The following is a 23,423-nucleotide window of genomic DNA, read 5'->3' on the forward strand; positions in this document are numbered from 1 at the left end:
GCGAAAAATCGAAACGCGCTACAGCCGGTCGATAACTGCCGCCGTCACTTCGTCCGTCGAGGCGTCGCCACCCAGATCGCCCGTCCGTGGGCCCTCCTCGAGCACATCTTCGACGGCCTCCTGGACGGCCGCGCCCTCGTCCTCATGGCCGAGGTACTCGAGCAACATCGCCGCCGAGAGGATGGCGGCGGCGGGGTTGGCGACGCCCTGACCAGCGATGTCAGGAGCGGTGCCGTGGACCGGTTCGAAGAGCGCCCGGTCGGGCCCGACGTTCGCGCTTGGGAGCAAGCCAAGACCGCCGACGAGCCCCGCCGCGAGGTCCGAGAGCACGTCGCCCGCGAGGTTCGGGCAGACGACCACGTCGAACTGCGTCGGGTCGAGACAGACGTGGGTGGCGAAGGCGTCCATCAGCACCTCCTGCGTCTCCACGCCCCCCGCGTCGGCAACGTCGACGACCGCGTCGCGAAACCGGCCGTCCGTCTCGCGCATGACGTTGGCCTTGTGAACGACCGCAAATTCATCGAGTCCACGGTCGTCGACGAACTCGCAGGCGAACTCGGCGAGTCGTCGCGAGGCCGAGTCGGTCACCACCCGCGTCAGCGTCGAGAGGTCGTCGCTCAACCGAGTTTCGTGGCCCGAGTAGACCCCCTCGGTGTTCTCCCGGAGAAAGACGAGGTCCGTCTCCGGTCGAACCGCGTCGACGCCGGGATAGGCCCTGGCGGGCCGAACGTTGACGAATGAGTCGACGGCCTCGCGCAGCGGAAGAATCACGTCCGCAGCGGTTTCGCCCGCGGCACCGAAGAGCGTCGCGTCGCTCGAGGCGACGAGGTCGTAGGTCTCCTGTGGAAGTGCCTCGCCGGTCTCGGCCTTCACGGCGTCGCCCGCAGCCGCTTCGCGAAACAAAAAGTCGATGTCCAGCGCCTCGAGTACCTCGAGCGCTGCCGGCGTCACTTCCTGGCCGATGCCGTCGCCCGGGACGACGGCGATGTCGTGAGTCATGCTTGCAGTCGTTCTGGAAGCCCAAAGAGGGTATCGAAAGCGGTATATTTGCCAGTTCTGGTCGTCGACGAGCGGTCGTATATCAATATATCGTACAGTCTCGGGAACCCGAATAGCCAGAAAGGTTATCATACTCGCATTCGAGTATCTGCTTCATGGTGGTGCTCGGACGGAACCAGATCGCGTACAGTACACTGAATACACTCGGGAAGCGAGAATTTTCTTACAGCGGGCTGGTGCTTCTGAACGTACTCTTCCTGTACCTCTTCGGATGGCTCACCGTCGTTCCGGTGCTGTTTACCCTCGGGTTCTTGCTCCACGCACGAACCCTGTGACGGAACTGAACAGGACCTCGTGGTACCGTCGACCCGTCACCCCCCAGTAACCAGGTACCGCGGTCACCTCGAGGCATCCGTCGTCCGGAAAACGGAAACGTGACGACTGAAACGCTTCGAGCGGTCACTGTCAACGAGTTCGGCGCCGTCACGGATTCGTCGAGTCTAACGGTAGCCGGTGAGCCACCCAGCGGCAGCGCTGGATCGAACGTTCTCGAAGGGACTCGAGTGGTTCGACACGCGACGAGTGGTTCGATGGGTCCCCACGGCAAGACGGTACGATCCGAGGTCGACCCCAGCGATACGGACTACGACACGGGCCCGTCTCGCTCTCGGGACCGAGCAGGATTCACGCCAATCGAGTGGTCTGTCGTGACCTCGTCAGGATCCACTGGCCTCGCTTCGTCACGGCACGTTTCGAAGAGGTCGACTGCCCACTCGTAGACGGCCTGGTCTTCGGTGACGAACCCTCCTTTGACGACGCCCTGCTCGTCAGTGAGGTCAATTCCCACCGCACTGTCGACGATCCCCACTGAAATTGGGATGTCTTCGAAGACAGAAACGTGGACGTTCGTTTCATCGAGCATCTCGTGCAATTGCTTCGCGGAGGTCGAATGAGTTCGGATGGTGTCGAGGACGTCCGGCGTGATTACCATGTCGAGGTGCGTGTTTCCGTGGACGGTCGATTTCCAGTCGTTTTCGATGAACACCGGGGCGACCACGCGCGTAACGCCCCGAATTTGGTCGCCAGAGCGGCGAAATTCGAGTATCCGTCGGATAATAGCGGTCGCGTCACTCTCCTCGAGAACGATGAGTTCGGCATCGCGAAGGCGCCGGACGTCGAACGTCAGGAGGTCGGACGGCAGCCACTGCAGGGGTTCACGCAGACGACGTTCGGCCTCCATCTCGTCCCCCAGGCGCGTGAACTTGTCACACACCCATTCACCAGTCGGTGTCGCCGTGCACTCCTGGCCCGAGCGTGCGATCCAGTTGCGCGCTTCGAGCTCCCGGAGAATTCGGGCAGTCGTGACTCGCGAAGCACCGATTCGATCACGTATCTCGTCGTGGCTTCGTGGTGCCTCGACCAGGAGCTCCAAGACTGCCACGCGGTTCTCCGAGTTCGCGAGAAACGCGGCGTCCTCGAGTGCATCGTCCATGTCTATTGGTAACCCACAACATGGGATTAACCTATGGGGTGAGATGCGCGTGTCCAATGGTCTGCTGATCGTTGGCCGAGTGCTTCGAGATCATTTGGCCTGGTCGCTGTAATGTGACCCACGGCCGACGCAGGCGTCACGTCACTATCCGTTCGTCGTTCACACCGTGATCAGCGAAGACACCGTGACCGACGTAACCCCCGGAACGTCATGCTGGTGCGAATCGACGGATGAGAATGTACCCCACACGAAGGCGGTCCTCGAGCCGCATCGAGTGCGGGTCGTGAGAACCGGGCAGTCGAACGACCGCGACAGCAACCCAACCAGCCGAGGACACCCACGACGACCGATCATGACACTCGACGAAGAACGACTGAACCAGCACGTGCAGACGGCCATAACCGACTTTGGAGCGACGGCGCACGCCCCGCTCGTCGTCATCGGCGACGAACTCGGCCTGTACGAGACGCTCGCCGACGCGGGGCCGCTCACGTCGGCCGAACTGGCCGAGAAAACGGACACCGCGGAACGGTACGTCCGCGAGTGGCTCCCCTCACAGGCTGCCGGGGGGTACGTTACCTACGATTCGGAGACGGACCGCTACACCCTCACCCCCGAGCAGGCCGCAGTGCTCGCCGACGAGACCAGCCCGGCATTCATGGTCGGTAACTTCCAGGTCGCCCTGTCGGCGGCCAGGATCGAATCACAGCTCGCCGAAGCGTTCCGCACGGGCGAAGGCGTGGGCTGGCACGAACACGACGCGGACCTCTTCCACGCAATCGAGTACTCCTGGCGGCCACAGTACGCGGCGAACCTGGTCGACGACTGGATTCCCGCGCTCGAGGGGGTGGACACGACGCTCGAGGGCGGTGGGCGCGTCGCCGACGTAGGCTGTGGTCACGGCGCATCGACCATCCTGATGGCCGAGGCGTACCCGGAGTCGACGTTCGTCGGCATCGACCCCCACGAACCGTCGGTCGCGGCGGCCCGCGAGCGAGCAGCCGAAGCCGGCGTCGCCGACCGCGTGAGTTTCGAGGTGGCGACGGCCAAGTCGTACGATGGCGCGAAGTACGACTTCGTGACCACGTTCGACGCCCTCCACGACATGGGGGATCCGGTGGGTGCGGCGGCGCACGTCCGTGAGACGCTTACCAACGACGGTACGTGGATGATCGTCGAGCTGTTCGCCAACGACTGCGTGGCGGACAACCTCAATCCGATGGGGCGGGCAGCCTACTCGATCTCGACGCTGATCTGCACGCCGTGCGCACTCGACCAGGAGGCCGAGCGCGTGCTGGGCGCACAGGCTGGCGAGACGGGTATTCAGGAAGCCGTCACCGACGGCGGCTTCACCCGGTTCCGCCGGGCGGCCGAGACGCCCCTGAATCTCGTGTTCGACGCCAAGCCGTAAGGCGAGACGAGCGAGCGATAGGGACCGGTGCAGGCGAAATGCTGTTTGTCTCGAACCGCTCGAGCACTGGGCATAACCGAACTCAAGTATCGAATAGTACGCTCAGACGATGTTGAGTAGACGGCGCGCATTCCGCACCGAGGGAGACGAGCACCGATACGCATTATACAGTGTCATGTGTAGACATACCATGGAGACTGCCCTCGACGAGATCGACTTTCTCGCCAGATCGAACCACCGAGTTGGCGTCCTGGAGGGGCTGACCGATGGCGCCCGCGAACGGCGTGATCTCCGCGCCGCGACTGGTGCCTCTACACCGACGATGAGTCGGATTCTCGCCGACTTCGAAGACCGTCGATGGATCGCCCGGGACGGGCCGACCTATTACCTGACGTCACTCGGCGAGTTCGTCGCAGAGCGGTTCCTCGAGCTCCGCGAGGCAATGGAAATCGAACGGAGACTTCGGGACGTCTGGCAGTGGCTCCCCCAGGAGATGGAGGGGTTCTCCGCCGACCTCTTCACCGATGCGGTGGTCTCGTACCCCGGACCGGGCTATCCGTACGAGCCGATCGAGCGGCTCACCCACCTCATCGAGGGGACCACTCGAATGCGGGGGTTCGACAGTATCGTGTTCAAGTCGATCAACAACGAGACAGTGTGCCAGGCCGTCCTCGACGGGATGGAGCTCGAGTACGTGTACTCGCCGACAGCGCTCGAGAAGACCCTTGCCTGGAATCCAGAACGAGTGATGGAGGCGGCATCGTGTGAACACTGTACCCTCCTCGTCCACGACGGCCTCCCCGACAGGTCCCGGTGTGGGCTCGGCATCGTCGACGACCGCGCCGGCATCTGCTGTCACGACCCCGAAACCGGAGCGCTGACGGCCGTAATCGATACGGATGCACCGGCAGCTCGAGAGTGGGCCATTGCCACCTTCGAGCGCGTCCGTGACGAGGCGAGGCCAGTCGACCCCCAGGCGTTCGAGACGCTCAACTCGCCGGACCTCCACCCATAGAACGCGTTTGGGAGTCGAAGAAACTTCAACGACTAATGATACGTCAGGAACCACCGCCCCTGACGACCACGCCGGTCCACCGTGCAGAGACAAACTGTCGTGACTCCAACTGTTTCTTCACGGGGCGAAATATTTCGCCGGATATGTAGATATATCCAGCGAGCGTACTGCGATTCGAGGAATCATGCTCGAACAAACAGAAATCCAGGACGAATGGACCGAAATCGCGTCGGGATACGACGAGTACGTCACCCCGTCGAACATGGCCATAGCGGAAGAGGCCCTCGAACGGTTGGGGCTCCAGCCTGGAACGCGAGTGCTGGACGTCGCGGCCGGCAGTGGTGCGTTGAGCATCCCCGCGGCTCGCGCGGGGGCCCAGGTGCTGGCAACGGACATCTCTCCCGCCATGGTCGAGCGTCTCGAGGCGCGTGCACGTGACGAGGGGCTCTCCACCCTGGAGGTCCGCGTCATGGATGGACACGCCCTCGAGCTCGAGGACGACACCTTCGACATCGCCGGATCACAGTTCGGCGTCATGCTGTTCCCCGACCTCCCGCAGGGACTGGACGAAATGACGCGCGTTACCAGACCCGGTGGCCGCGTGCTACTGGTCACGATGGGACCGCCCGCCGAAATCGAGTTTTTGGGATTCTTCATCGGGGCCGTGAAAGCTATCGTCCCAGATTTCGCCGGCCTTCCGTCAGACCCACCGCCGTTACCGTTCCAAGTGGAAGATTCCGAGAAGTTGCACGAGAAACTGGCCGACGCCGGTCTCACGGAGATTCGCGTGGAGACGACGAATCATCGGCTGGCGTTCCACTCCGGCACGCAGCTATGGGACTGGGTGACCGCCAGCAATCCGATTGGAGCCGATTTAGTCGCCGATCTGACGGCGGAGCAGAGAAAGGCGGCCCAGACGGTGCTGGACGACAAACTGAGCGAGCGTTCCGACGGGAGCGGTCCGGCCATGTTGAACAACACCGTCAACATTGCTATCGGAACAAAGTGAGCTGATCGGAGGAAACCAATGATCACATAGGACACACAGGAACGACAAGCGGAGGATGCTCGAGAGCGGCTGCTTGGCGGCCTCCCTGTAACGGAACGACGACTGGAGCTAGCTGGGGTTTCGACAGCCGTTCTGGAGGGCGGCAACGGTCCGCCGATCGTCCTCTTGCATGGTCCCGGCGAATCGGCCTTCTGGTGGATGCGGACCATCCCGGACCTGGTGACGACCCATCGCGTGATCGTTCCCGATCTGCCCGGTCACGGGGCCTCGACGGTCACGGCCAACGCGATGGACGCTGACGCCGTGAAAGCGTGGCTTGGCGAACTGATCGAACAGACCTGTCCGACGCCGCCGACGCTGGTAGGGCACCTGCTCGGTGGCGCAATCGCGACTCGGTTCGCGAGCAATCACAGCGATCGACTCCGAGGGCTGGTCCTCGTAGACACGTTCGGCCTCGGTCCGTTTCGACCATCCGCGACGTTTGCGTTCGTTTTGGTCCGGTTCCTCGTGCGACCGTCGGATCGCGCGTACCACAGTTTCCTCGACCAGTGTCTGGTCGGATCGGGACGGCCTGGTCGAGCAGATGGGCGAGGACTGGGAGCCGTTCCTGGCGTACAACCTCGAGCGTTCGCGGACGCCGAGTGTGAAAGCCTCCATGCGAACCATGATGAAGGAGATCGGGGTACCCACGATACCGGCAGCGGACGTAGAGCGAATCACCGTTCCGACGTCCCTGATCTGGGGCCGAGACGACCGCGCCGTACGGCTCGAAATTGCCAAAGACGCGAGCGCCTGTTACGGATGGCCTCTGCGTGTGATCGATGACGCCGGTGACGATCCCAAACTCGAACAGCCCGAAGCGTTCCTGGAAGCACTGTACGAGGTGCTCGACGACTGGTTGCCCATCGAAGGATAAAGATCGAGAACTGTACTACCTGTGCGTACCCGGAACGGGATCGAACCTGCCGCTCGAGGCGGGCTCAACGGAGTGGAAAACCACGTTCACCGGTATCGCCTCAGCAGAATCGTCTCGTCCGGATCGATGAACGAAAAGCGGACCTACACTCGTTTTCCGTCTTCCACGTAAGGGAGACTTTCGGCAGTCTCGTCGACGGCCTCGGCGTTCGCCTTCATCAGCGCCGTGGTGTCCCAGACGCCATCGACGAGGGCCTTTCGCTGGGCGTCGTCGACGCGCACGCCGACCGTCTTCCCGCCGTAGGTGACGGTTTCCTCGGCCACGTCGACGTCGATCTCGCCGTCGGGATTCGCTTCGACCCACGCCTGTAACTCCTCGACGACCTCGGTGTCGGCCTCGAGGGTGGGCATCCCGAGCGCGAGACAGTTCCCCGCGAAGATTTCGGCGAAGCTCTCGCCGATGAAGGCGTCGATGCCCCAGCGCATGAGCGCCTGGGGGGCGTGCTCGCGAGAGGAGCCACAGCCGAAGTTGGCGTTGACGACCATCACGGAAGCGTCCCGATTCTGTGGCTCGTTCAGCGGGTGGTCCTTCTCGTTGTCGTCGTCGTCGAATCGCTGATCGAAGAAGGCGAACTCGCCCAGGCCGTCGAACGTAACGACCTTCATGAACCGGGCCGGGATGATCTGGTCGGTGTCGATGTCGTTGCCGCGGACGGCGACGCCCGTTCCCGATACCGAATCGACGCTCGGAATCTCGAGTTCGTTACTCATTCACCGTCACCTCCTTCATCGCCCGCACGTCAGTCACTTCCCCGTTGATCGCCGCCGCGACGACCATCCGGGGGTTCATTAACACGGTTCGGCCGTCCTTGCTCCCCTGGCGGCCGACGAAGTTCCGGTTCGAGGAGGAGGCACAGGCCTCGTCGCCCTCGAGCTGGTCCTCGTTCATTCCGAGACACATCGAGCAGCCGGCGCCGCGCCAGTCGAAGCCGGCCTCGGTGAAGATTTCGTCCAGGCCCTCCGCCTCGGCGGCCTGCTTGACCTGCTGGCTGCCGGGAACGACCATCGCGCGGACGTCGGGATCGACGGTCCGGCCCTTCACGAGGCGAGCGGCCCGCCGGAGGTCCGGCAGGCGCGCGTTGGTACACGAACCCAGGAAGGCGACGTCGATGGGGTAGCCCTCCATCGTCTCGCCCGGTTCGACTCGCATGTGCTCCTGGGCGCGGCGTGCCGTCTCGACCTTGTCCGCGGGGAGGTCCTCGGGCTCGGGAATCGGCTCGGTGACGCCGACGCCCTGTGCTGGCGTGGTGCCCCAGGTGACGACCGGCTCGAGTTCGCCGCCGTCGATCGTCACGACGTCGTCGTACTCGGCGTTGTCGTCCGATCGGATCGACTCCCAGTACGCCTTTCGCTCCTCGAAGGCCTCGCCCTCGGGGACGCGCTCGCGGCCCTCGAGCCACGCGTAGGTGGTCTCGTCGGGGTTGACGTAGCCCGCACGGGCGCCGCCCTCGATGGACATGTTGCAGATCGACATTCGCCCCTCCATGTCGAGGTTCTCGATGGCCTCGCCAGCGTACTCGTAGACGTAGCCGACGCCGCCCTCGGTGCCGAGTCGCCGGATGATCTCGAGGATGACGTCTTTGGCTTCGACGCCGTCGCCCAGTTCGCCGGTGACCTCGATCTTGCGAACTTTCTGTTTCTCCATCGCGACGGTGCCCGTGGCGAGCACGTCCCGGATCTGGCTCGTGCCGATCCCGAACGCGAGCGCGCCGAAGGCGCCGTGGGTCGAGGTGTGGCTGTCGCCGCAGACGATGGTCGTCCCGGGCTGGGTCAGCCCCTGCTCCGGGCCGATGACGTGGACGATGCCCTGTTCGCCCGTGTCGGGGTGGGAGAACTCGATGCCCGACTCGTGGACGTTTTCCTCGAGTTCGGCCATCATCTCCTCGGCCGCCGTGTCGGCGTACGGGCGCTCCTTGCTCGAGGTCGGCACGATGTGATCGACCGTCGCGTGGGTCAGGTCGGGGTAGGCGACCTCGAGGTCTCGCTCGCGGAGCATCCCGAACGCCTGCGGGCTCGTCACCTCGTGAATGAGGTGGAGGCCGACGAACAGCTGGTCCTGGCCGGTGGGCAGACGGGTGACCGCGTGGCGGTCCCAGACCTTGTCGTAGAGCGTTCCCTCGCTCATTCGTCGGCTCCGACCTCGGTCCCGCCGCGCTCGAACACCGCGTTCGCGTCGTCGGCGTCGCGCGGCGGCGTGTGGCTCACGTCTTTCATCGGGGTGGTTTCCCGCGACGGGTCGTCGCCGTCAGTGTCGGGGACCGCCTCGGCTTCTCCGCCGTCGGCGGCCACGATTGGTCCGCGGCTGAACAGCTGCCCCGTCGATTCGCCCGTGTAGGGGTTCGTGTGGCTGGTTTCGGCCATCGTCGGTCGGATCGATTCGGTCGATTGCCTCGAATTCGTCGGTTTTGGAGCGTCTGTCGTTCGTGTCATCGGTCTAGTCGTCTGCTGGAACTTCGGTCTGTTCAGTCTCGTTCACGTCGTCTTCCCACTCGAAGAGGTCGCGGAGTGGCGCGCCCACCGCCTCGATCTCGTGTTGCTCGTCCCGCTGTTTGAGCTGACTGTACGCCGGGCGGCCCGCCTGGTTCTCGTTGATCCACTCGCGGGCGAATTCGCCGTTTTGGATCTCCTCGAGGGTATCCTCCATGTTCTCACGGACGCCCTCGTCGACGATGCGGTCCCCTCGAGAGAGGCCGCCGTATTCGGCCGTATACGACACTGAGTGCCACATGCCGCCGAGTCCGCCCTCGTACATCAGATCGACGATCAGCTTCAACTCGTTCAGGCACTCGAAGTAGGCCATCTCGGGAGAGTAGCCCGCATCGACGAGGGTCTCGTACCCGTGTTTGACCAGCGAAGTCACACCGCCACAGAGGACGGCCTGTTCGCCGAAGAGGTCCGTTTCGACCTCCTCCTGGAAAGTCGTCTCAATGACGCCGGCTCGCGTGCCGCCGATCGCCTGCGCGTAGGCGAGAGCTTCGTCTTTTGCCTCGCCGGTGTAGTTTTGCTCGACCGCGATCAGGGCCGGCGTGCCGCCGCCGTTCTCGTAATCGCGCCGGACGATGTGGCCGGGCCCTTTGGGTGCGGCCATCGTCACGTCGACGTACTCGGGGGGCTGGATCTGGTTGTAGTGGATGTTGAACCCGTGAGCGAACATGACCGTGTTGCCCTCCTCGAGGCCGTCGAGGACGGCCTCGAAGACCGCGGGCTGGATGGTGTCGGGGACGAGGAACATGATCACGTCGGCTTCCGCGGTGGCGTCGTCGGGCGTCGTCACCCGCAGTCCGTCCTTTTCGGCCTGGCTCCAGGAACTCGAGTCCTCGCGGAGGCCAACGACCACGTCGATCCCGCTGTCGTGGAGGTTGAGCGCGTGGGCGTGGCCCTGGCTTCCGTAACCGAGGACGGCAACGGTCTTGTCCTCGATGTGGCTGGCGTCGGCGTCGTCGCCGTAGTAGATGTTGGTCGTAAACGTCTCGTCGTCCGTGGTGGTGTCGGTGTGTTCAGTCATCGTCTGCTGGAATGGTGTGTGTCGCGTGGTCTGTTTGCTGTGCTGCTGCGTACGTCCCGGCGGCCGTGTCGTCGGTCCTGCGGGCCATCGCAGTCGTCCCCGTCCGGGAAATCTCGCGGATCCCGAACTGGCCGAACGAGTCGATCGCTGCGTCGATCTTCTGGCGCGAGCCGGTGAGCTCGATTGTCGCCGTCTCCGGACTGGCGTCGACGGTCTTCCCGCCGTACATCTCCGCGACGGCGGCGACCCGATCCGGTCGCGTCGCGTTCACCTTCACGAGCGCCAGTTCGCGACGCATCGCATCCGGCTCGAGTTCGCGAACCGCGATCACCGGGATCAACTTCCGGAGCTGTTTTTTCGCCTGCTCGATCCCGGGATCGGGCTCCTCGACGACGATCGTCATGCGCGCGTGGTCCTCGTCCTCCGTGGGGCCGACGGTGAGGCTCTCGATGTTGAATTGCCGCCTCGAGAACAGCCCCGAGACGTCCGAGAGCACGCCGGGTTCGTGCTCGACGAGCGCCGAGATGACGGTCCGCCGCGGCGGGCGGGCGGCCTCGACTTCCGGATCGACCCGGATACCGAGTTCATTGCGCTTGCCCGCCGGGGCCGGCCGTTCGTCGGGAGCGGGCCCCTCGAGTCCGCGTCGGTCGGTCACGCGGACCACCTCGAGGCCGGCCTCGAGCGTCGCGCGCCGTCGAACCGCGCTCGCCTTCCGGTCGTAACTGGTCGCGTTCGCGTCCCGGTCATAGCTGACCCTCCGACAGCGCGAACCGCCCGTTGTCGCCGCCGCTCGGTACCATGGGGTAGACGTTCGCCCGCGGATCGACGTGCGCGTCGATCACCGAGGGGCCGTCGTAGGCCAGCGCGGCCTCGACCGTGTCGGCGACCTCGTCGTAGTCGTCGATGCGGAATCCCTTCGCGCCGAACGCTTCGGCCAGGGTATCGAACTCGGGACACCAGTTGTACTCCGAGGCGGTGTGTCGGCCCTCGAAGAAGGCGTCCTGCCACTGGCGGACCATGCCGATGTACTCGTTGTTGAGCACGACGACAGTGATGTCCATGTTCTCGCGGACGGCCACGGCGAGTTCCTGGATCGTCATCAGGAACGAGCCGTCGCCCTCGAAGCAGACGACCTCCTGGTCGTCCTCGGCGGCGAGTCGCGCACCGATGGCGGCGGGCAGGCCGTAGCCCATCGTCCCGAGCCCGTGGCTCGAGACCCAGGTCCGGGGTTCGGTGAACGTCCAGTACTGGCAGGCCCACATCTGGTGTTGGCCGACGCCCGTAGTCACGATCGCCCGGTCGCTCGTGGCCTCGTCGAGCGCTTCGACGACGAACGGCGGCTGGACCGGTTCGTCCTCGGGCGTCCGGTAGGCCATCGAGTAGTCGGACTTCCACTGCTGGCACTGGGCGCGCCATTTGGTGGCCTGCGGCGAGTCCGTCACCTCGTCGGTCAACTGCTCAATCACCGTTTCCGCGTCGCCGACGAGCGGGTACTCCGCGTGGATGTTCTTGCTGATCTCGGCCGGATCGATGTCGACGTGGATGACCTCCGCGTCGGGCGCGAAGTGCTTGATGCCGCCGGTCAGCCGGTCGTCGAACCGGGTGCCGACGCCGATCAGGGTGTCGCAGTGGGTGATCGCCATGTTGGCGTATCCCGTCCCGTGCATCCCGGCCATCTCCATCGCGAGCTCGTGATCCTCGGGGAACACGCCGAGGCCGGGCATCGTGGTCACGACCGGAATCTCGTGTTCTATCGCGAACGCCCGGACGGCCTCGGTGGCGTTGCCCTTGATGACGCCGCCGCCGAGGAGCATGACCGGCTTCGCGGACTGTTCGATGCGGCGCGCGGCCAGCCGAACCGTCTCGGGATCAGCGTGCTCCTGCACCTCGTAGGTGTCGGGCGTCCGCGGCTGGCCTGGCTCGTTCGAGGTCTCGCCTAGGGTCACGTCCTTCGGCAGGTCGACCAGCGTCGGGCCAGGTCGACCCGCGCCCGCGAGCGCGAACGCCTCGCCGACGTCGTCGCCGACGCGGTCGGGGTCGCTCGAGAACGTGTTGGCCTTCGTGATAGGCTTCGTGACGCCCGTGGTGTCGGTCTCCTGGAAGGCGTCGTTGCCGACCATCCCGGTCGGCACCTGGCCCGTCAGCGCGATCATCGGGTCCGAGTCCATGTCGGCGTCGGCGATGCCCGTCACCAGGTTCGTCGCGCCGGGTCCGGAGGTCGCGAAGCAGACGCCCGGGTCGCCGGAGACGATGCCGTAGGCGTCGGCGGCGTGGGAGGCGCCCTGCTCGTGAGCCATCGTCACGTGGCGGATCTCGGAATCGTAGAGCGCGTCGTAGACGGGCATGATCGCTCCGCCCTGGACGCCGAAGACGTACTCGGCGCCCGCGGTCTCGAGTGCGCGGACGACGGACTCGGCGCCCGTCGTCACCGGTTTCGTCGAGGTGCTGGTTTTCGAACTCGGTTCGCTCGAGGCGGCGGCCTCGGAGTCGGTGATGCGCTCGCGCTCGGTTTCCGCCTCACTCGCGTCCGCTTCGGTCCGCGGTGTCACCGGTGTCGCGCGTTCGCTCATCGATACCCTCCTGCCGCCGGATGGCGGCGATTTCGTGTGTGCTGTCGTGTCATCGTTCGGGGTCGCTGGGGACTGTAGGTGGTGCGTCGCTGGTCGCTAGGAAATCGGTGCAACGTCGGGACAGGGAGGGTGAAGTGAGGGGCTAGGCGGCCCCTACAATAATGAACGTCGCGACCGCGCCGCTGTCGGCATCGTGAGCCGATCTGGAAGCGCGGGTCGTCATTACTACACTGGTAGACGCCTCGAGGCATATAACCGTTTCCCGGCTGGCAAACGTTGCTCGGGCTCGAGTCAGCGGACGAGGCCCGCCCACCACTCGAGGCAACGCCGCCACGCGCGGCGCCTGTTCCCGACAGCCGACGCTGGCCGGCCGAAGCAACCGAAGGGTGCATCGTTACGCCTGCACCTCCTCTCGCTCCCGTTCGGGGAGCCGAGCGACGCCTTCCGCTTCGGCGAATCGCTCGAGGTCGGAGACCGTGACGCGACGCTTCTCGGCGCCGTAGTCCTTGACGCGGCGGGTCACGGCCCGGACCTCGGTCTCGGTCGGGTCGAAGCCCGTCTCGACCAGTCGTTCGCGGACCGAGTGAGTTCCCGTGTGTTTCCCCAGGACGAGTCGACGCCGGGCGCCGACCATTTCCGGGGTCATGACGCCGGGTTCGAAGGTGTCGGCGTTCTCGATGACGCCGGCGGCGTGGATGCCGCTCTCGTGGGAGAAGGCGTTCGCGCCCACGACCGGCTTGTTCGAGGGGACCGGGACGCCGCTTCGATCGGCGACGACCTGAGAGAGTTCGGTGATCCGCGTCGTGTCGATGCCCGTGTCGGCCTGGTAGACCGACTCGACGGCCATTACGAACTCCTCGTAGGCGGCGTTGCCGGCGCGCTCGCCGATCGAGTTGACCGAGACCTGGGCCTGGTCGGCGCCTGCTTCGATCCCCGCCAGCGCGTTCGCTGTCGCCAGCCCGAAGTCGTCGTGGGTGTGGACGTCGATGTGCGCGTCGGTGTGGTCGGTGATGGTCTCGATCAGATCGTAGAACCGTCGTGGGGTCGCGACCCCGCACGTGTCGGGGACGTTGATCCAGTCGGTTCCCGCCTCGGTGACGGCCTCGATGACCTCGAGCAGGAACGGCTCGTCGGTCCGGGTGGCGTCCATCGGCGAGAACATGCAGATCGCGCCCGCCTCGGTGACGCGTTCGACGGCGTCAATCGCGCGTTCGACGACGGCCTCTCGGCTCGAGTGCATCGAGTCCTCGATCTGGACGTCGCTGGTGGAGACGAAGACGTGGACCATCTCGACGCCGGAGTTCAGTGCCGCTTCGACGTCTTTGTCGACGACGCGGGCCAGTCCACAGGTCGTCGTCTGGGTCGACGACGCGATGTCGCTGACGGCTTCGAACTCGGCGTCGGAGTTAACGGGGAAGCCTGCTTCGATGACGTGAGTTTCCATTTCATCCAGGATTCGCGCGATCTCGCGCTTGTCGTCGTACGAGAACGAGGTGCCTGGGGACTGTTCGCCATCGCGCAGGGTCGTGTCGAAAACGCGTGCGGTTGCGATTTCGTCAGTAGAATCTAACGTGCCCTGGAAGAACTCGACCGCCCTGAGGGTTCTCAGAGCCGGTGTCGTTTGGTGTCGACATGTATCCAACCCCAGGCCCGAGGGAGTATATAAACCTGGCGCTGAAACAGATGCTGGCAGTTTTTGCACGCCAATGTACGATCGTTCAGGTTCGAAAAACCGCACGACGTAAACGACCTATATCGAACGGGTAGACCTTATACGCCACCCAATGATACTATGCCAGTTCCGGACACGGTACGACGTAGCATTGTAAATTCCGCTCGATTTGTTGAGGACGTAACGATGTGGCCGGTCGCGCGCGCTGGGAGTTGGTCGTTCGTCCACCTGGGAGATCATCGTCGTTCACTTGGAGGAGCGTCGTCGTCCACCCGGGTGGACATCACCGTCGACCACGCCGCGGTAACGACTCGAGTGCTTCCCCGAGAAGTTTCGAGGGAATCACCCAGTCGCGATACTACTCCTTTCGAAAAGAACGCGCGCCCGGATCGTCGTTATCGTACCGAGAACCGGAATCGAAACCGAACCGTCCGGACGCTCACTCGAGAACGTTCAGCACTTCGTCGGCGTGCCCCTCGGGGGTGACGCCCTCGAACACCGCCTCGATGGTGCCGTCCGGGCCGACGACGAACGTGTTCCGGAAGACACCGTCGAACGTGTTCCCAAACATCTGCTTCTCGCCGTAGGAGTCGTACGCGGCCGACACGGAGCCGTCTTCGTCCGACAGCAGGTCGAACTCGAGGTCGTAGTCCGCTGCGAAGTCCTCGAGGTCGGAAACGGGATCGTCGCTGATCCCGACGACGGCCGCATTTTCGGTCTCGAGCGTCGGGCGCGCGTCGCGGAATTCACAGGCCTCGACCGTACAGCCCTCGGTGTTCGCTCGGGGGTAGAAGTACACGATCAGGTGCTGGCCCTCGAAGTCGTCCAGGCGAACCGTCTCGCCGTGCTGGTTCGGCAGTGCAAAGTCGGGTGCGTTGTCGCCAGCCTCGAGCATGTCCCGTGATTCGTCTCGCGGGTTGTAGTGTTGTCGGTCCGCTACGTGTACGTCGATCTACTCGAGCGGTTCGGCCGCCTCGCGCTCGACCAGTGGCGTCGCGTTCTGCTCGGGCAGCGTGACGACGTCGTCGGTCGCGAGGGTGTACTCGCGGTCGTCGATCCCGAGGATCGAGCCGACGTCGCGAGTGATGCGGACGGTGACGCGGTCGACGTCGGGTGCCACATCGCTCGAGCCCTCGCCGCCCGTCGTCTCGGCACCGGGTTCGGCGTCGTTAGCGTCCTCGCGGTCCGCGGGCGGTTCGTCCGGCGGCGGTGGCGGGACGTCGTCGCCGGCGCCTCCCACTCCACTCGTAGTCCCTGCCTCGGCGGCATCGACGGCATCCGCGTCGTTGCTCGAGGGCAGGTCTCCGCCCATGGCGTCGGCGACGCTAACCGATCCCTCCGACGACGGGTCGGCAGTCGACTCGTCGCTCGCGGAACCGGCCACGTCGGCCAGCGCGTCGCCGGGGTCGGCTGACGGATCGGGAACGGTCGACTCGCTCGAGGCCGCCGCCTCCGCGACTGCGTCCTCATTTCCGTCGAGTACATCGAGCACGCGCTGTTTGTTGCCCTGGATGCGGTCGACGAGGTCGGTGAACAGGTCGGACTCCTCCGCGGTCAGTCCCTCGTCGTCGGCGGGCATCCCGGCCGCGGCGAGGCTCGCTTGCTTGACGAGTTTTCCCATCCGACGCTCGTAGATGGCCTCGACGACGTCCTTCGCCGTCTCGATTTCGTCCGTCAGGCGTCCAACCTCGGGCGAGGAGAAGGGGTCGTCGACGGCCTCGGCGACGCGTTCGCGCTCGTCCTCGAGGTTCGCGATGTACTCGCCGACTTCTTTGTAAAATGACGGACGCAGGTGCTGGAGGCTGTCCTTCTGACGCTCCTTGCTCTGCACCGTGCGTAATTCGTCGAGATTCATTCTTTCTCCTTTTCGGCGCGGCCACGTGCCATCAGAAACATGGCGACGTACTCCGGTAGTGACTGGTCACCCTCCTGGACTGTAAAGATATCGCCCCCCAGTTCGACCTTGCCGCCGCGGTTCACGTCGACGGCGATCTCGTGGCCACGGAACGTCTCGGGGACGGCGTCGACCAGCGGGTCGAACTCGGCCAGGTTGTTCCGGTCGATTCGTCGCGTCTCGAGCGCGCTGCCGCCGTGGAGGCTCCCCGGCAGACGGATGAGCCGGTTCGTGTCCGTCGTGACCGGTTCGTCGATCGGCGCGTTGTCGGCCTCGACGGCGCGCCCGGCGAAGCGCTCGGCGAGCTGGGAGACCGCCGTGTGGACGGTCACGTTCCCCGCCTCGAGTTCCGTGCGGTTGTTCCGGGCGGCGTTGAGCGTCGCCTGGGCCTTCCCCTCGCCGATGCCGTCGAACGACTGCAGTTTCTCGAGGGCGGCGTCTTCCTCGAGGTCGAGAAGGTCGTCGACGTAGTCCATGAACCGCCGGTGGGTGCGCCGGCCCCAGCCGCCGTTGATCGAGAGGTGGCGACGCTGGGTGGGCGTCTTTCGGCCCAGTCCGGCGACGGTCTCGGTCTCGATCAGCGCGTCGTACTCCAGGCCGATCCCGCGGACGTAGTCGACGATCTCCCGGCGGTGGTCGCTCTCTAACTGTTGAACGCACTCGTCGCGGACGTGAACGTGATAGCCCCGTCCGCCCGAGAAGACGACCTCGAGGTCCTCGAACGCGAAGTCGTCCTCGAGGAAGTCGAGCAAGCGAAACAGGGCGTCCTTGCACTTCTCGAGCATCTCCGCGTAGGAGTCCTCCCCGAGGGTCACGCTCGGTAGGTGGTCGGCGTCCAGGTCGAAGACCAGATCCGAGGAGCGCCAGTCCTTCGCGCTCATCGAGTTCGCGCCGGGGTCGCGGTAGCGCCCGACCGAGAAGTAGACGTGCTGGGGGCGCTCGCGCTCGAGGAAGTCCTCGAGCGAGCCGAGTTCGAGGAGAGAGCGGTGACGAACCATCCTGGTCTTGGGGCCCTCCGTCCAGGGAATGTAGCCCCACTCGCGTTCGTTCGCCTCCGGGGGCAGGGTGATCTCCGTCCGTCGGTAGTGGTCCCGAAATCGCCCCCGAAGATAGGCCCGCGTGCGCTCCTCCATGCGTCCCCGGTAGTCGGGGGCACTGGCATATAGGCGTTTCCGAATGGCCGTCGCTCGAGAGAGTCGCGACAGTCGAGAGAAGCCGATCGCTACCGGCGGATCAGTTCCGAGATTCGATCCGACAGGCCGGCGCTCGAGCCGAGCTTGAGGTAGTAGGCGTCGCCGCCGTCCTCGTAGTAATTGTCGATGCGTCGTTTAATCTCGAAGCCGAGGTGTTCGTAGAACTGGAGGGCGTTCTCGTTGGTCGTGCGGGCGTGGCAGGTGATCGAGCGGTGGTCTTCGGCGACCTGGGCGACGAGTCGTTTGCCGATTCCTTCGCCGCGACAGTCGGGTGAGACGGCCAGAAAGAGGATGTAGCCGTCGCGTCGAACCGCGGCGAACCCAACGAGGTTCGTTCCGTTGCGGACGTAACAGTGGACCGTCGAGCGCCGGTAGGCATCGACGAAGAAGTTGCGTCGCTGTTTGAGCACCCCCTCAGCCTGGCTGATCGTCTCCTTGAGCTCCCAGGCCGAGTCGACGAACTCGTCGCTGCCGGGCTCGACGACGCGACTGTCGATGTTGACGCTCACTAACCCACCTTACCACCGTCGCCAATATAATTCCACCGGCGGCTGGATCGGTAGCTCTCGCCGATACGGGCCGGTAGCCCTGCCGAGTGGCAGTCCGCCCGGTCGAAAAATCCCGTTCGAGACGCGTCGAAAAACAGCCGACCGGGGCCGATCCGCACGGAACCGATGCACATAGCACGCTGGCAACGGAACGAGCACGTATGAGCTACGAACTCCGCGCGCACACCGCGGACGTCGCCGTCGCCGCGAGCGGCGGCACCCTCGAGGCGACCGTGGCCGCCGTGGCCGACGGACTGGCGGCGGCTTCGTGTGACGAGATTCCCGGCGTCGACGCGGACAGGGTTTCGGGTGGCGATGCGGGGAGCGACTCGAGTGGCGACTCCGGTGAGAGCGACGATCGATTCACACTCGAGGTGCGCGCTGAAAGCCGCGAGGCCCTCCTCTTCGAGTACCTGGACGAACTCATCTACCTGCGGGACGTCCGCCTCGAGTTGCCGGTCGACAACCGCGTTCGGACGCTCGAGCGGGTCGATGAGGATGCGGGGGACGAGAGCGAGGGCGCGGGAGACGAGGGCGCACTCGAGGAACCAGCCAGCAGGGACGGACACGCCAGCGACCGCTGGCGACTCGAGGCCGACGCCCGCGGGATCCCGCTGGCAACGATCGACGCCAGGGAGGTCAAAGCCGTGACCTACTCCGAGATGCGTCTCGAGGCCGTCGACGACGGCTGGGAGGCGTATGTCGTCTTCGACGTCTGAGTAGGGCGACGTCCCGGAGGGGTACCGGTTCAGGTTCAGATTCCGGTTCGGTGCATGCGCAACTCGGGACCTGGCGGACGCGGTCACAAAGGTCTTTCAGCGACGGCGCCTCACTCTCGAGTATGACCACCACGTTCGACGCCGACGGCATCGTGCTCGAGCAGGTTCGCGAGCACGTCTGGGAGCTCCCACAGGAAGACGGGATGCGCGTCCCCGCACGCGTCCTCGCCAGCGAATCGCTGCTCGAGGAGATCAGCGAGGACCGGACGCTCGAGCAGTTGCGCAACGCGACGCACCTGCCGGGGATCACGAACTACGCCGTCTGCATGCCCGACGGCCACCAGGGGTACGGCTTCCCGGTCGGCGGCGTTGGGGCGATGGACGCTGAGAACGGCTGTATCTCACCCGGAGCAGTCGGCTACGACATCAACTGCGGCGTCCGGATGATGAAAACGAACCTGACCTACGACGACGTCTCCGGACTCGAGCGCGAACTCGTTGACGCTCTGTTCGAGGCCGTCCCCTCCGGCCTCGGCGGCGGCGGCGTCGTCGAAACCGGCGTCGATACCGTCGAGCAAATCCTCGAGCGCGGCGTCGACTGGGCGCTCGAGGCCGGCTACGCCGTCGAGGACGACCTCCTTCATTGCGAGGACGAGGGCGTCCGGGCGGGCGCCGACGCCTCGATGGTGAGCCAGAAGGCGAAGGATCGCGGGAAGAACCAGGTCGGCTCCCTGGGGTCCGGGAATCACTTCCTCGAGGTCCAGCGGGTGACCGACGTGTACGACGACGCCGTGGCGGAGGCGTTCGGCCTCGAGCGCGACCAGATCGTCGTACTCATTCACTGCGGTTCCAGGGGGCTTGGTCACCAGACCTGCAACGACTACCTGCGGAAGATCGAGCGCCAGCACGGTGGCCTCCTCGATCAACTCCCCGATAAGGAACTGGCGGCTGCCCCTGCCGGCTCGCAACTGGCCGAGGAGTACTACGCGGCGATGAACGCCGCGATCAACTACGCCTGGGTCAACCGTCAGCTGATCATGCATCGGACCCGCGAGGTGTTCGCGGACGTATTCGACCGCCCCTGGGAGTCGATGGAGATGGACCTCCTCTACGACGTGGCCCACAACATCGCGAAGAAGGAGGTCCACGAGGTCGACGGCGAGGATCGGGAGCTCTACGTTCACCGGAAAGGTGCGACGCGGGCGTTCCCGGCGGGTCACCCCAACGTACCCGCAGCCTATCGCGACGTCGGCCAGCCGGTGATCATCCCCGGGAGCATGGGCGCCGGCAGCTACGTCCTTCGCGGGGGCGAAAACTCACTCGACCTCACGTTCGGCTCGACGGCCCACGGCGCCGGGCGACTGATGAGTCGAACCCAGGCCAAGAACGAGTACTGGGGAGAGGACGTACGCGAGGAACTCGAGTCAGGCCAGGGGATCTACGTCAAGGCCCAGTCGGGGGCGACGGTGGCCGAAGAGGCCCCGGGCGTCTACAAGGACGTCGACGAGGTCGTGCGCGTCTCAGACGAACTCGGAATCGGCGACAAGGTCGTTCGGACGTTCCCGGTGTGTAACATCAAGGGGTGATCGTCGTCAGATCCGGCGGCCTCGAGTTCGTCAGTTGATACGGAACGGGCTGTCGTCCTCGTCGCCCTCGCCACTACCATCCTCGTCTCCGTCTCCGCCAACGTCACCGTCGACGTACGGCTTTCTCGCCGTGATCGTCACCTCCGCTTCGGGAGCGTCCTCGTCCACCCACGGGCTGTCGTAACTCGAAAGTTCGATCCCGGTGACTTCCCAGCCAGCGTCCTCGATAAGGTCGACGAGTTCTCGCTGGTCGTCGAGCATGTCTCGGTCCATGAGCGGCGTTCGACCTCGAGGGGGAAATATCGTCGGCCCTGAGGACCGGACCGGAACGCTTCCCTCGAGATGTCACTCAGGTTTTAAGACCCGTCCTCGAGAGGAGTACCCATGACAGGATCTGGCACGTCTCGAGGGGATGGAGGACTCGGGCTCATGGACGCCGTCGCTATCGAGGTCGGGCTCATCGTCGGCGGCGCGCTGTTCGCGCTGGTCGGCGTCGGCGTCGCGCTTTCGGGGCCGGGTGTCGTCGTGTCCTTCGCGATCGCCATTACCATCGCGGTCCTCGGACTCGTCCCGACGGCGATGCTCGGTGCGTCGTTCCCGACCACGTGTGGCCACTACCGGTATCCCGCCCGATTCGTCTCGCCCGGACTCGCGTTTCTGGCGGCCTGGGGGCTCGGAATCAGCATGTTCACCGGCGGACTACCGCTTTACGCGCTGACGGCGGGGGAGTACGCCGCGACGCTCGTCCCGGTGTCCCCGGCAGCCGTCGGCGTCGGCCTGCTCACGCTCTTCTTCCTGTTGAACCTCGTGGGCATTCGGCTGGCCGCTCGCGTGCAGTTGCTCATGTTCGTCGGTCTCGTCGTCGCGCTCGGTTCGTTCGTCGTGCTCGGCGTCCCGAACGTCGACGCGGCGAACCTCACGCCGGTGTTCTCGAGCGGCGCCGTCGGCATCGTCGCCGGGGCTGGCGTCCTCTACTTCACCTGTCTCGGGGCGAACTTCGTCGTCGACATCGGCGGTGAGATCCGCGATGCAACGGTGACGATTCCTCGATCGTTTCTCGTAAGCGTCCCGCTGGTGTTCGTGCTCTATGTGCTGGTCGCGCTCGTCGCCGTTGGCACCGTCGGTGTCGAGACGATGAGCGGCGAGACGCTCGCGGTGCCGGCCGAACGCTTCCTCTCGCCCGCGTTTCAGACGGTGTTCGTCGTCGGTGGCGCCCTCTTCGCCGTCGCCACCAGTCTAAACGCCACGTTCATCCTGGTTCCCCAGTACGCGAAGGCGCTCGCGGCCGACGGCGTGTTCCCCGCGGCACTCGGGGAAACCAACGACCGGTTCGGCACCGCTCACTGGGCGCTCCTCGGGACGTACCTCCTCAGCACCGCCATCCTGCTCGCCCCGCTTCCCTTCGCGGACCTAGGCACGATGCTCGCGTTCGGCGGCGCGTTCGTGGTCGCCGTCGTGATGTTCGCAGCCATCAGCGTCGTCCGGAATCCGCCCGCCGACTTCGACCCCGACGCGTTCCCCGTCCCGACGCGCCTGGCGTTCGGGATGGCGCTCCTTGCCGTCCCGCTCAACGTCCTCCTCCTCGGTCTCCTGGCGACCCAGTCTCCGACGCTCTTCGCGAGCTGGGTCGTCCTCTGTGGCTGTGGCCTGGGCTACTACGCCCTCCGAACGAACTATTACGGCTCGAGCGACATTGCTCCGACGGAGCACTCGAAACCATGACGGACCATATCACGGAAACGGGAGTCGTCGGTGCTGGATTGATGGGGCGCGACATCGCCGGATTACTGGCGAACGCCGGCTACCCGGTGACGCAGGTCGACGTCGATGCCGAGGTCCTCGAGGACGCCCGAACGTACCACGAATCGGAACTCCCGGCGGAGCTGCGGGCGACCAGCCTCGAGAACCGAAGGGATCCCGCCGACCGAATCGCCTACGACACGGACGTGGCGGCTCTCGCCGGGACCGACTTCGTCGTCGAAGCCGTCCCCGAATCGCTGGCACTCAAACGCGAGGTCGCCGCGTCGCTCGAGGACGTCCTCTCTCCCGAAGCCGTGATCGGGACGAACACCTCGTCGCTGACCCCAGGCGAGATTGCCGCCGGTCTCGAACACCCCGAGCGCGTCGTCCTGTTTCACTTCGCGAACCCGGCACTCCGTCGGGACCTCGTCGAAATCGCGGGCGACGACGCGACCGACGGTGCCCTCGAAACGGCCCGCGAGGTCGCGTCGGCCATCGACCGGGAGCCGATTCGGCTCGAGCGCGAGTACCGCGCCAACGGCCTCTCGCGGCTGTCGGCGAGCATCAAGTGCGCAGCGACCTGGGAGCTCCTCGAGGCCGACGTCGCCGCCGTCGATACCGGGGCGCAAGCCGTCGGGTTCGACCGCGGCCCCCTCGAGTTGATCGACCTGATCGGGCTCGACGTGCACCTTGCGACGGTCGACAACCTCGAGGCGGCCTACGGAGACCGGTACACCCCGCCTGCAGAGGTTCGAGCACGCGTGGAGCGCCTCGTCAGGGAGGGGAACCTCGGGAAGAAGTCCGGAGCCGGGTTCTTCGAGTGGGACGGATCGACCTGTCTCGTGCCGGAGCCGGACGAGCCCCACGACGTGACGCCGATTCTTGCAGCGCTGGTCAACGAGGGCAACCGGCTCGTGGCCGACGGGATCGCCGACCCCGCCACCGTAGACGAGATTCTCAAGCGCGGCGGCGACAGCGAGGTCGGCCCCTTCGACCTGCAGGAAACGTTCGGGGACGAGTTCCTCCGTAACGCCCTCGAGACGCGCTACGAGGAAACGGGCGCGTCAATTTACGATCCCACGTTCTAATCGGGCG

Annotated in this window: 22 protein-coding genes and 1 pseudogene; 9 read left to right on the forward strand and 14 right to left on the reverse strand. The window is 65.3% G+C overall.

Going from position 1 to position 23,423, the window contains the following annotated elements:
* Nucleotides 1–18: 18 nt before the first annotated feature.
* Nucleotides 19–999 carry an isocitrate/isopropylmalate dehydrogenase family protein gene (locus NGM29_RS07655; RefSeq protein ID WP_254159869.1) on the reverse strand — a complete coding sequence of 327 codons (981 nt, stop codon included), beginning with the start codon at nt 997–999 and terminating at the stop codon, nt 19–21.
* Between the two features lie 155 nt (nt 1,000–1,154).
* Here NGM29_RS07655 and NGM29_RS07660 point away from each other — a divergent pair, with 155 nt between their 5' ends.
* Nucleotides 1,155–1,334, forward strand: coding sequence for a hypothetical protein (locus NGM29_RS07660; RefSeq protein ID WP_254159870.1), 180 nt, complete (start codon nt 1,155–1,157; stop codon nt 1,332–1,334).
* 308 nt (nt 1,335–1,642) lie between these two features.
* On the opposite strand, the gene NGM29_RS07665 is transcribed toward NGM29_RS07660, so the two are convergent.
* Nucleotides 1,643–2,491: a helix-turn-helix transcriptional regulator gene (locus NGM29_RS07665; protein WP_254159871.1), complete on the reverse strand. Its 849-nt coding sequence runs from the start codon at nt 2,489–2,491 to the stop codon at nt 1,643–1,645.
* 352 nt (nt 2,492–2,843) lie between these two features.
* On the opposite strand from NGM29_RS07665, the gene NGM29_RS07670 reads away from it, so the two are divergent.
* From NGM29_RS07670 to NGM29_RS21450, 4 genes are all read left to right on the forward strand, one after another.
* Nucleotides 2,844–3,902 (forward strand): class I SAM-dependent methyltransferase, encoded by a 1,059-nt coding sequence (locus NGM29_RS07670; RefSeq protein WP_254159872.1) that lies wholly within the window; start codon nt 2,844–2,846, stop codon nt 3,900–3,902.
* Between the two features lie 190 nt (nt 3,903–4,092).
* Nucleotides 4,093–4,917: a helix-turn-helix transcriptional regulator gene (locus NGM29_RS07675; RefSeq protein WP_254159875.1), complete on the forward strand. Its 825-nt coding sequence runs from the start codon at nt 4,093–4,095 to the stop codon at nt 4,915–4,917.
* Nucleotides 4,918–5,101: 184 nt separating this feature from the next.
* Nucleotides 5,102–5,926, forward strand: coding sequence for a class I SAM-dependent methyltransferase (locus NGM29_RS07680; RefSeq protein WP_254159876.1), 825 nt, complete (start codon nt 5,102–5,104; stop codon nt 5,924–5,926).
* A 198-nt stretch (nt 5,927–6,124) separates the two neighbouring features.
* Nucleotides 6,125–6,751 (forward strand): alpha/beta fold hydrolase, encoded by a 627-nt coding sequence (locus NGM29_RS21450; protein ID WP_425499245.1) that lies wholly within the window; start codon nt 6,125–6,127, stop codon nt 6,749–6,751.
* Between the two features lie 234 nt (nt 6,752–6,985).
* Here the strand turns inward: NGM29_RS21450 and leuD are convergent, their stop codons facing one another.
* The 11 genes and pseudogenes from leuD to NGM29_RS07745 form a co-directional block, all read right to left on the reverse strand.
* On the reverse strand, nt 6,986–7,612 hold the full coding sequence (gene leuD / locus NGM29_RS07695) for a 3-isopropylmalate dehydratase small subunit (RefSeq protein ID WP_254159879.1): 627 nt from the start codon (nt 7,610–7,612) through the stop codon (nt 6,986–6,988).
* Entirely contained in the window at nt 7,605–9,026 is a 1,422-nt protein-coding gene (gene leuC / locus NGM29_RS07700) for a 3-isopropylmalate dehydratase large subunit (RefSeq protein ID WP_254159880.1), read from the reverse strand. Before leuC ends, leuD begins: the two co-directional genes overlap by 8 nt.
* Nucleotides 9,023–9,262, reverse strand: a complete 240-nt coding sequence (locus tag NGM29_RS07705) for a DUF7989 family protein (protein WP_254159881.1) — start codon at nt 9,260–9,262, stop codon at nt 9,023–9,025. The genes leuC and NGM29_RS07705 overlap by 4 nt, the downstream gene beginning before the upstream one ends.
* A gap of 73 nt (nt 9,263–9,335) precedes the next feature.
* Complete coding sequence (gene ilvC, locus NGM29_RS07710) at nt 9,336–10,406, reverse strand: ketol-acid reductoisomerase (protein ID WP_254159882.1); 1,071 nt, start codon at nt 10,404–10,406, stop codon at nt 9,336–9,338.
* Nucleotides 10,399–11,061 carry an acetolactate synthase small subunit gene (ilvN, locus tag NGM29_RS07715; RefSeq protein ID WP_254159883.1) on the reverse strand — a complete coding sequence of 221 codons (663 nt, stop codon included), beginning with the start codon at nt 11,059–11,061 and terminating at the stop codon, nt 10,399–10,401. The genes ilvC and ilvN overlap by 8 nt, the downstream gene beginning before the upstream one ends.
* A gap of 88 nt (nt 11,062–11,149) precedes the next feature.
* On the reverse strand, nt 11,150–12,976 hold the full coding sequence (gene ilvB, locus NGM29_RS07720) for a biosynthetic-type acetolactate synthase large subunit (RefSeq protein WP_254159884.1): 1,827 nt from the start codon (nt 12,974–12,976) through the stop codon (nt 11,150–11,152).
* Nucleotides 12,977–13,370: 394 nt separating this feature from the next.
* Nucleotides 13,371–14,614 (reverse strand): annotated as a pseudogene (locus NGM29_RS07725) (LeuA family protein).
* Nucleotides 14,615–15,087: 473 nt separating this feature from the next.
* The gene (gene bcp, locus NGM29_RS07730) at nt 15,088–15,543 is read right to left on the reverse strand and encodes a thioredoxin-dependent thiol peroxidase (RefSeq protein ID WP_254159887.1); all 456 of its coding nucleotides are present in this window, start codon (nt 15,541–15,543) and stop codon (nt 15,088–15,090) included.
* Between the two features lie 57 nt (nt 15,544–15,600).
* Nucleotides 15,601–16,503: a DNA replication complex subunit Gins51 gene (locus tag NGM29_RS07735; protein ID WP_254159889.1), complete on the reverse strand. Its 903-nt coding sequence runs from the start codon at nt 16,501–16,503 to the stop codon at nt 15,601–15,603.
* Nucleotides 16,500–17,675, reverse strand: coding sequence for a DNA primase small subunit PriS (priS, locus tag NGM29_RS07740; protein ID WP_254159890.1), 1,176 nt, complete (start codon nt 17,673–17,675; stop codon nt 16,500–16,502). The genes NGM29_RS07735 and priS overlap by 4 nt, the downstream gene beginning before the upstream one ends.
* Before the next feature lie 89 nt (nt 17,676–17,764).
* Nucleotides 17,765–18,244, reverse strand: a complete 480-nt coding sequence (locus NGM29_RS07745) for a GNAT family N-acetyltransferase (RefSeq protein WP_254159892.1) — start codon at nt 18,242–18,244, stop codon at nt 17,765–17,767.
* Nucleotides 18,245–18,444: 200 nt separating this feature from the next.
* On the opposite strand from NGM29_RS07745, the gene NGM29_RS07750 reads away from it, so the two are divergent.
* Both NGM29_RS07750 and NGM29_RS07755 read left to right on the forward strand, forming a co-directional pair.
* Nucleotides 18,445–19,002 carry an archease gene (locus NGM29_RS07750; protein WP_254159893.1) on the forward strand — a complete coding sequence of 186 codons (558 nt, stop codon included), beginning with the start codon at nt 18,445–18,447 and terminating at the stop codon, nt 19,000–19,002.
* Between the two features lie 122 nt (nt 19,003–19,124).
* Nucleotides 19,125–20,588 carry an RtcB family protein gene (locus tag NGM29_RS07755; protein ID WP_254159894.1) on the forward strand — a complete coding sequence of 488 codons (1,464 nt, stop codon included), beginning with the start codon at nt 19,125–19,127 and terminating at the stop codon, nt 20,586–20,588.
* 30 nt (nt 20,589–20,618) lie between these two features.
* On the opposite strand, the gene NGM29_RS07760 is transcribed toward NGM29_RS07755, so the two are convergent.
* Entirely contained in the window at nt 20,619–20,861 is a 243-nt protein-coding gene (locus NGM29_RS07760; protein ID WP_254159895.1) for a hypothetical protein, read from the reverse strand.
* A 111-nt stretch (nt 20,862–20,972) separates the two neighbouring features.
* On the opposite strand from NGM29_RS07760, the gene NGM29_RS07765 reads away from it, so the two are divergent.
* Together NGM29_RS07765 and NGM29_RS07770 are read left to right on the forward strand one after the other, a co-directional pair.
* The gene (locus NGM29_RS07765) at nt 20,973–22,310 is read left to right on the forward strand and encodes an APC family permease (protein WP_254159896.1); all 1,338 of its coding nucleotides are present in this window, start codon (nt 20,973–20,975) and stop codon (nt 22,308–22,310) included.
* Nucleotides 22,307–23,416 (forward strand): 3-hydroxyacyl-CoA dehydrogenase, encoded by a 1,110-nt coding sequence (locus tag NGM29_RS07770; RefSeq protein ID WP_254159897.1) that lies wholly within the window; start codon nt 22,307–22,309, stop codon nt 23,414–23,416. Before NGM29_RS07765 ends, NGM29_RS07770 begins: the two co-directional genes overlap by 4 nt.
* Nucleotides 23,417–23,423 lie beyond the last annotated feature (7 nt).

This window comes from Natronosalvus rutilus, from assembly GCF_024204665.1.
GTDB lineage: Archaea > Halobacteriota > Halobacteria > Halobacteriales > Natrialbaceae > Natronosalvus > Natronosalvus rutilus.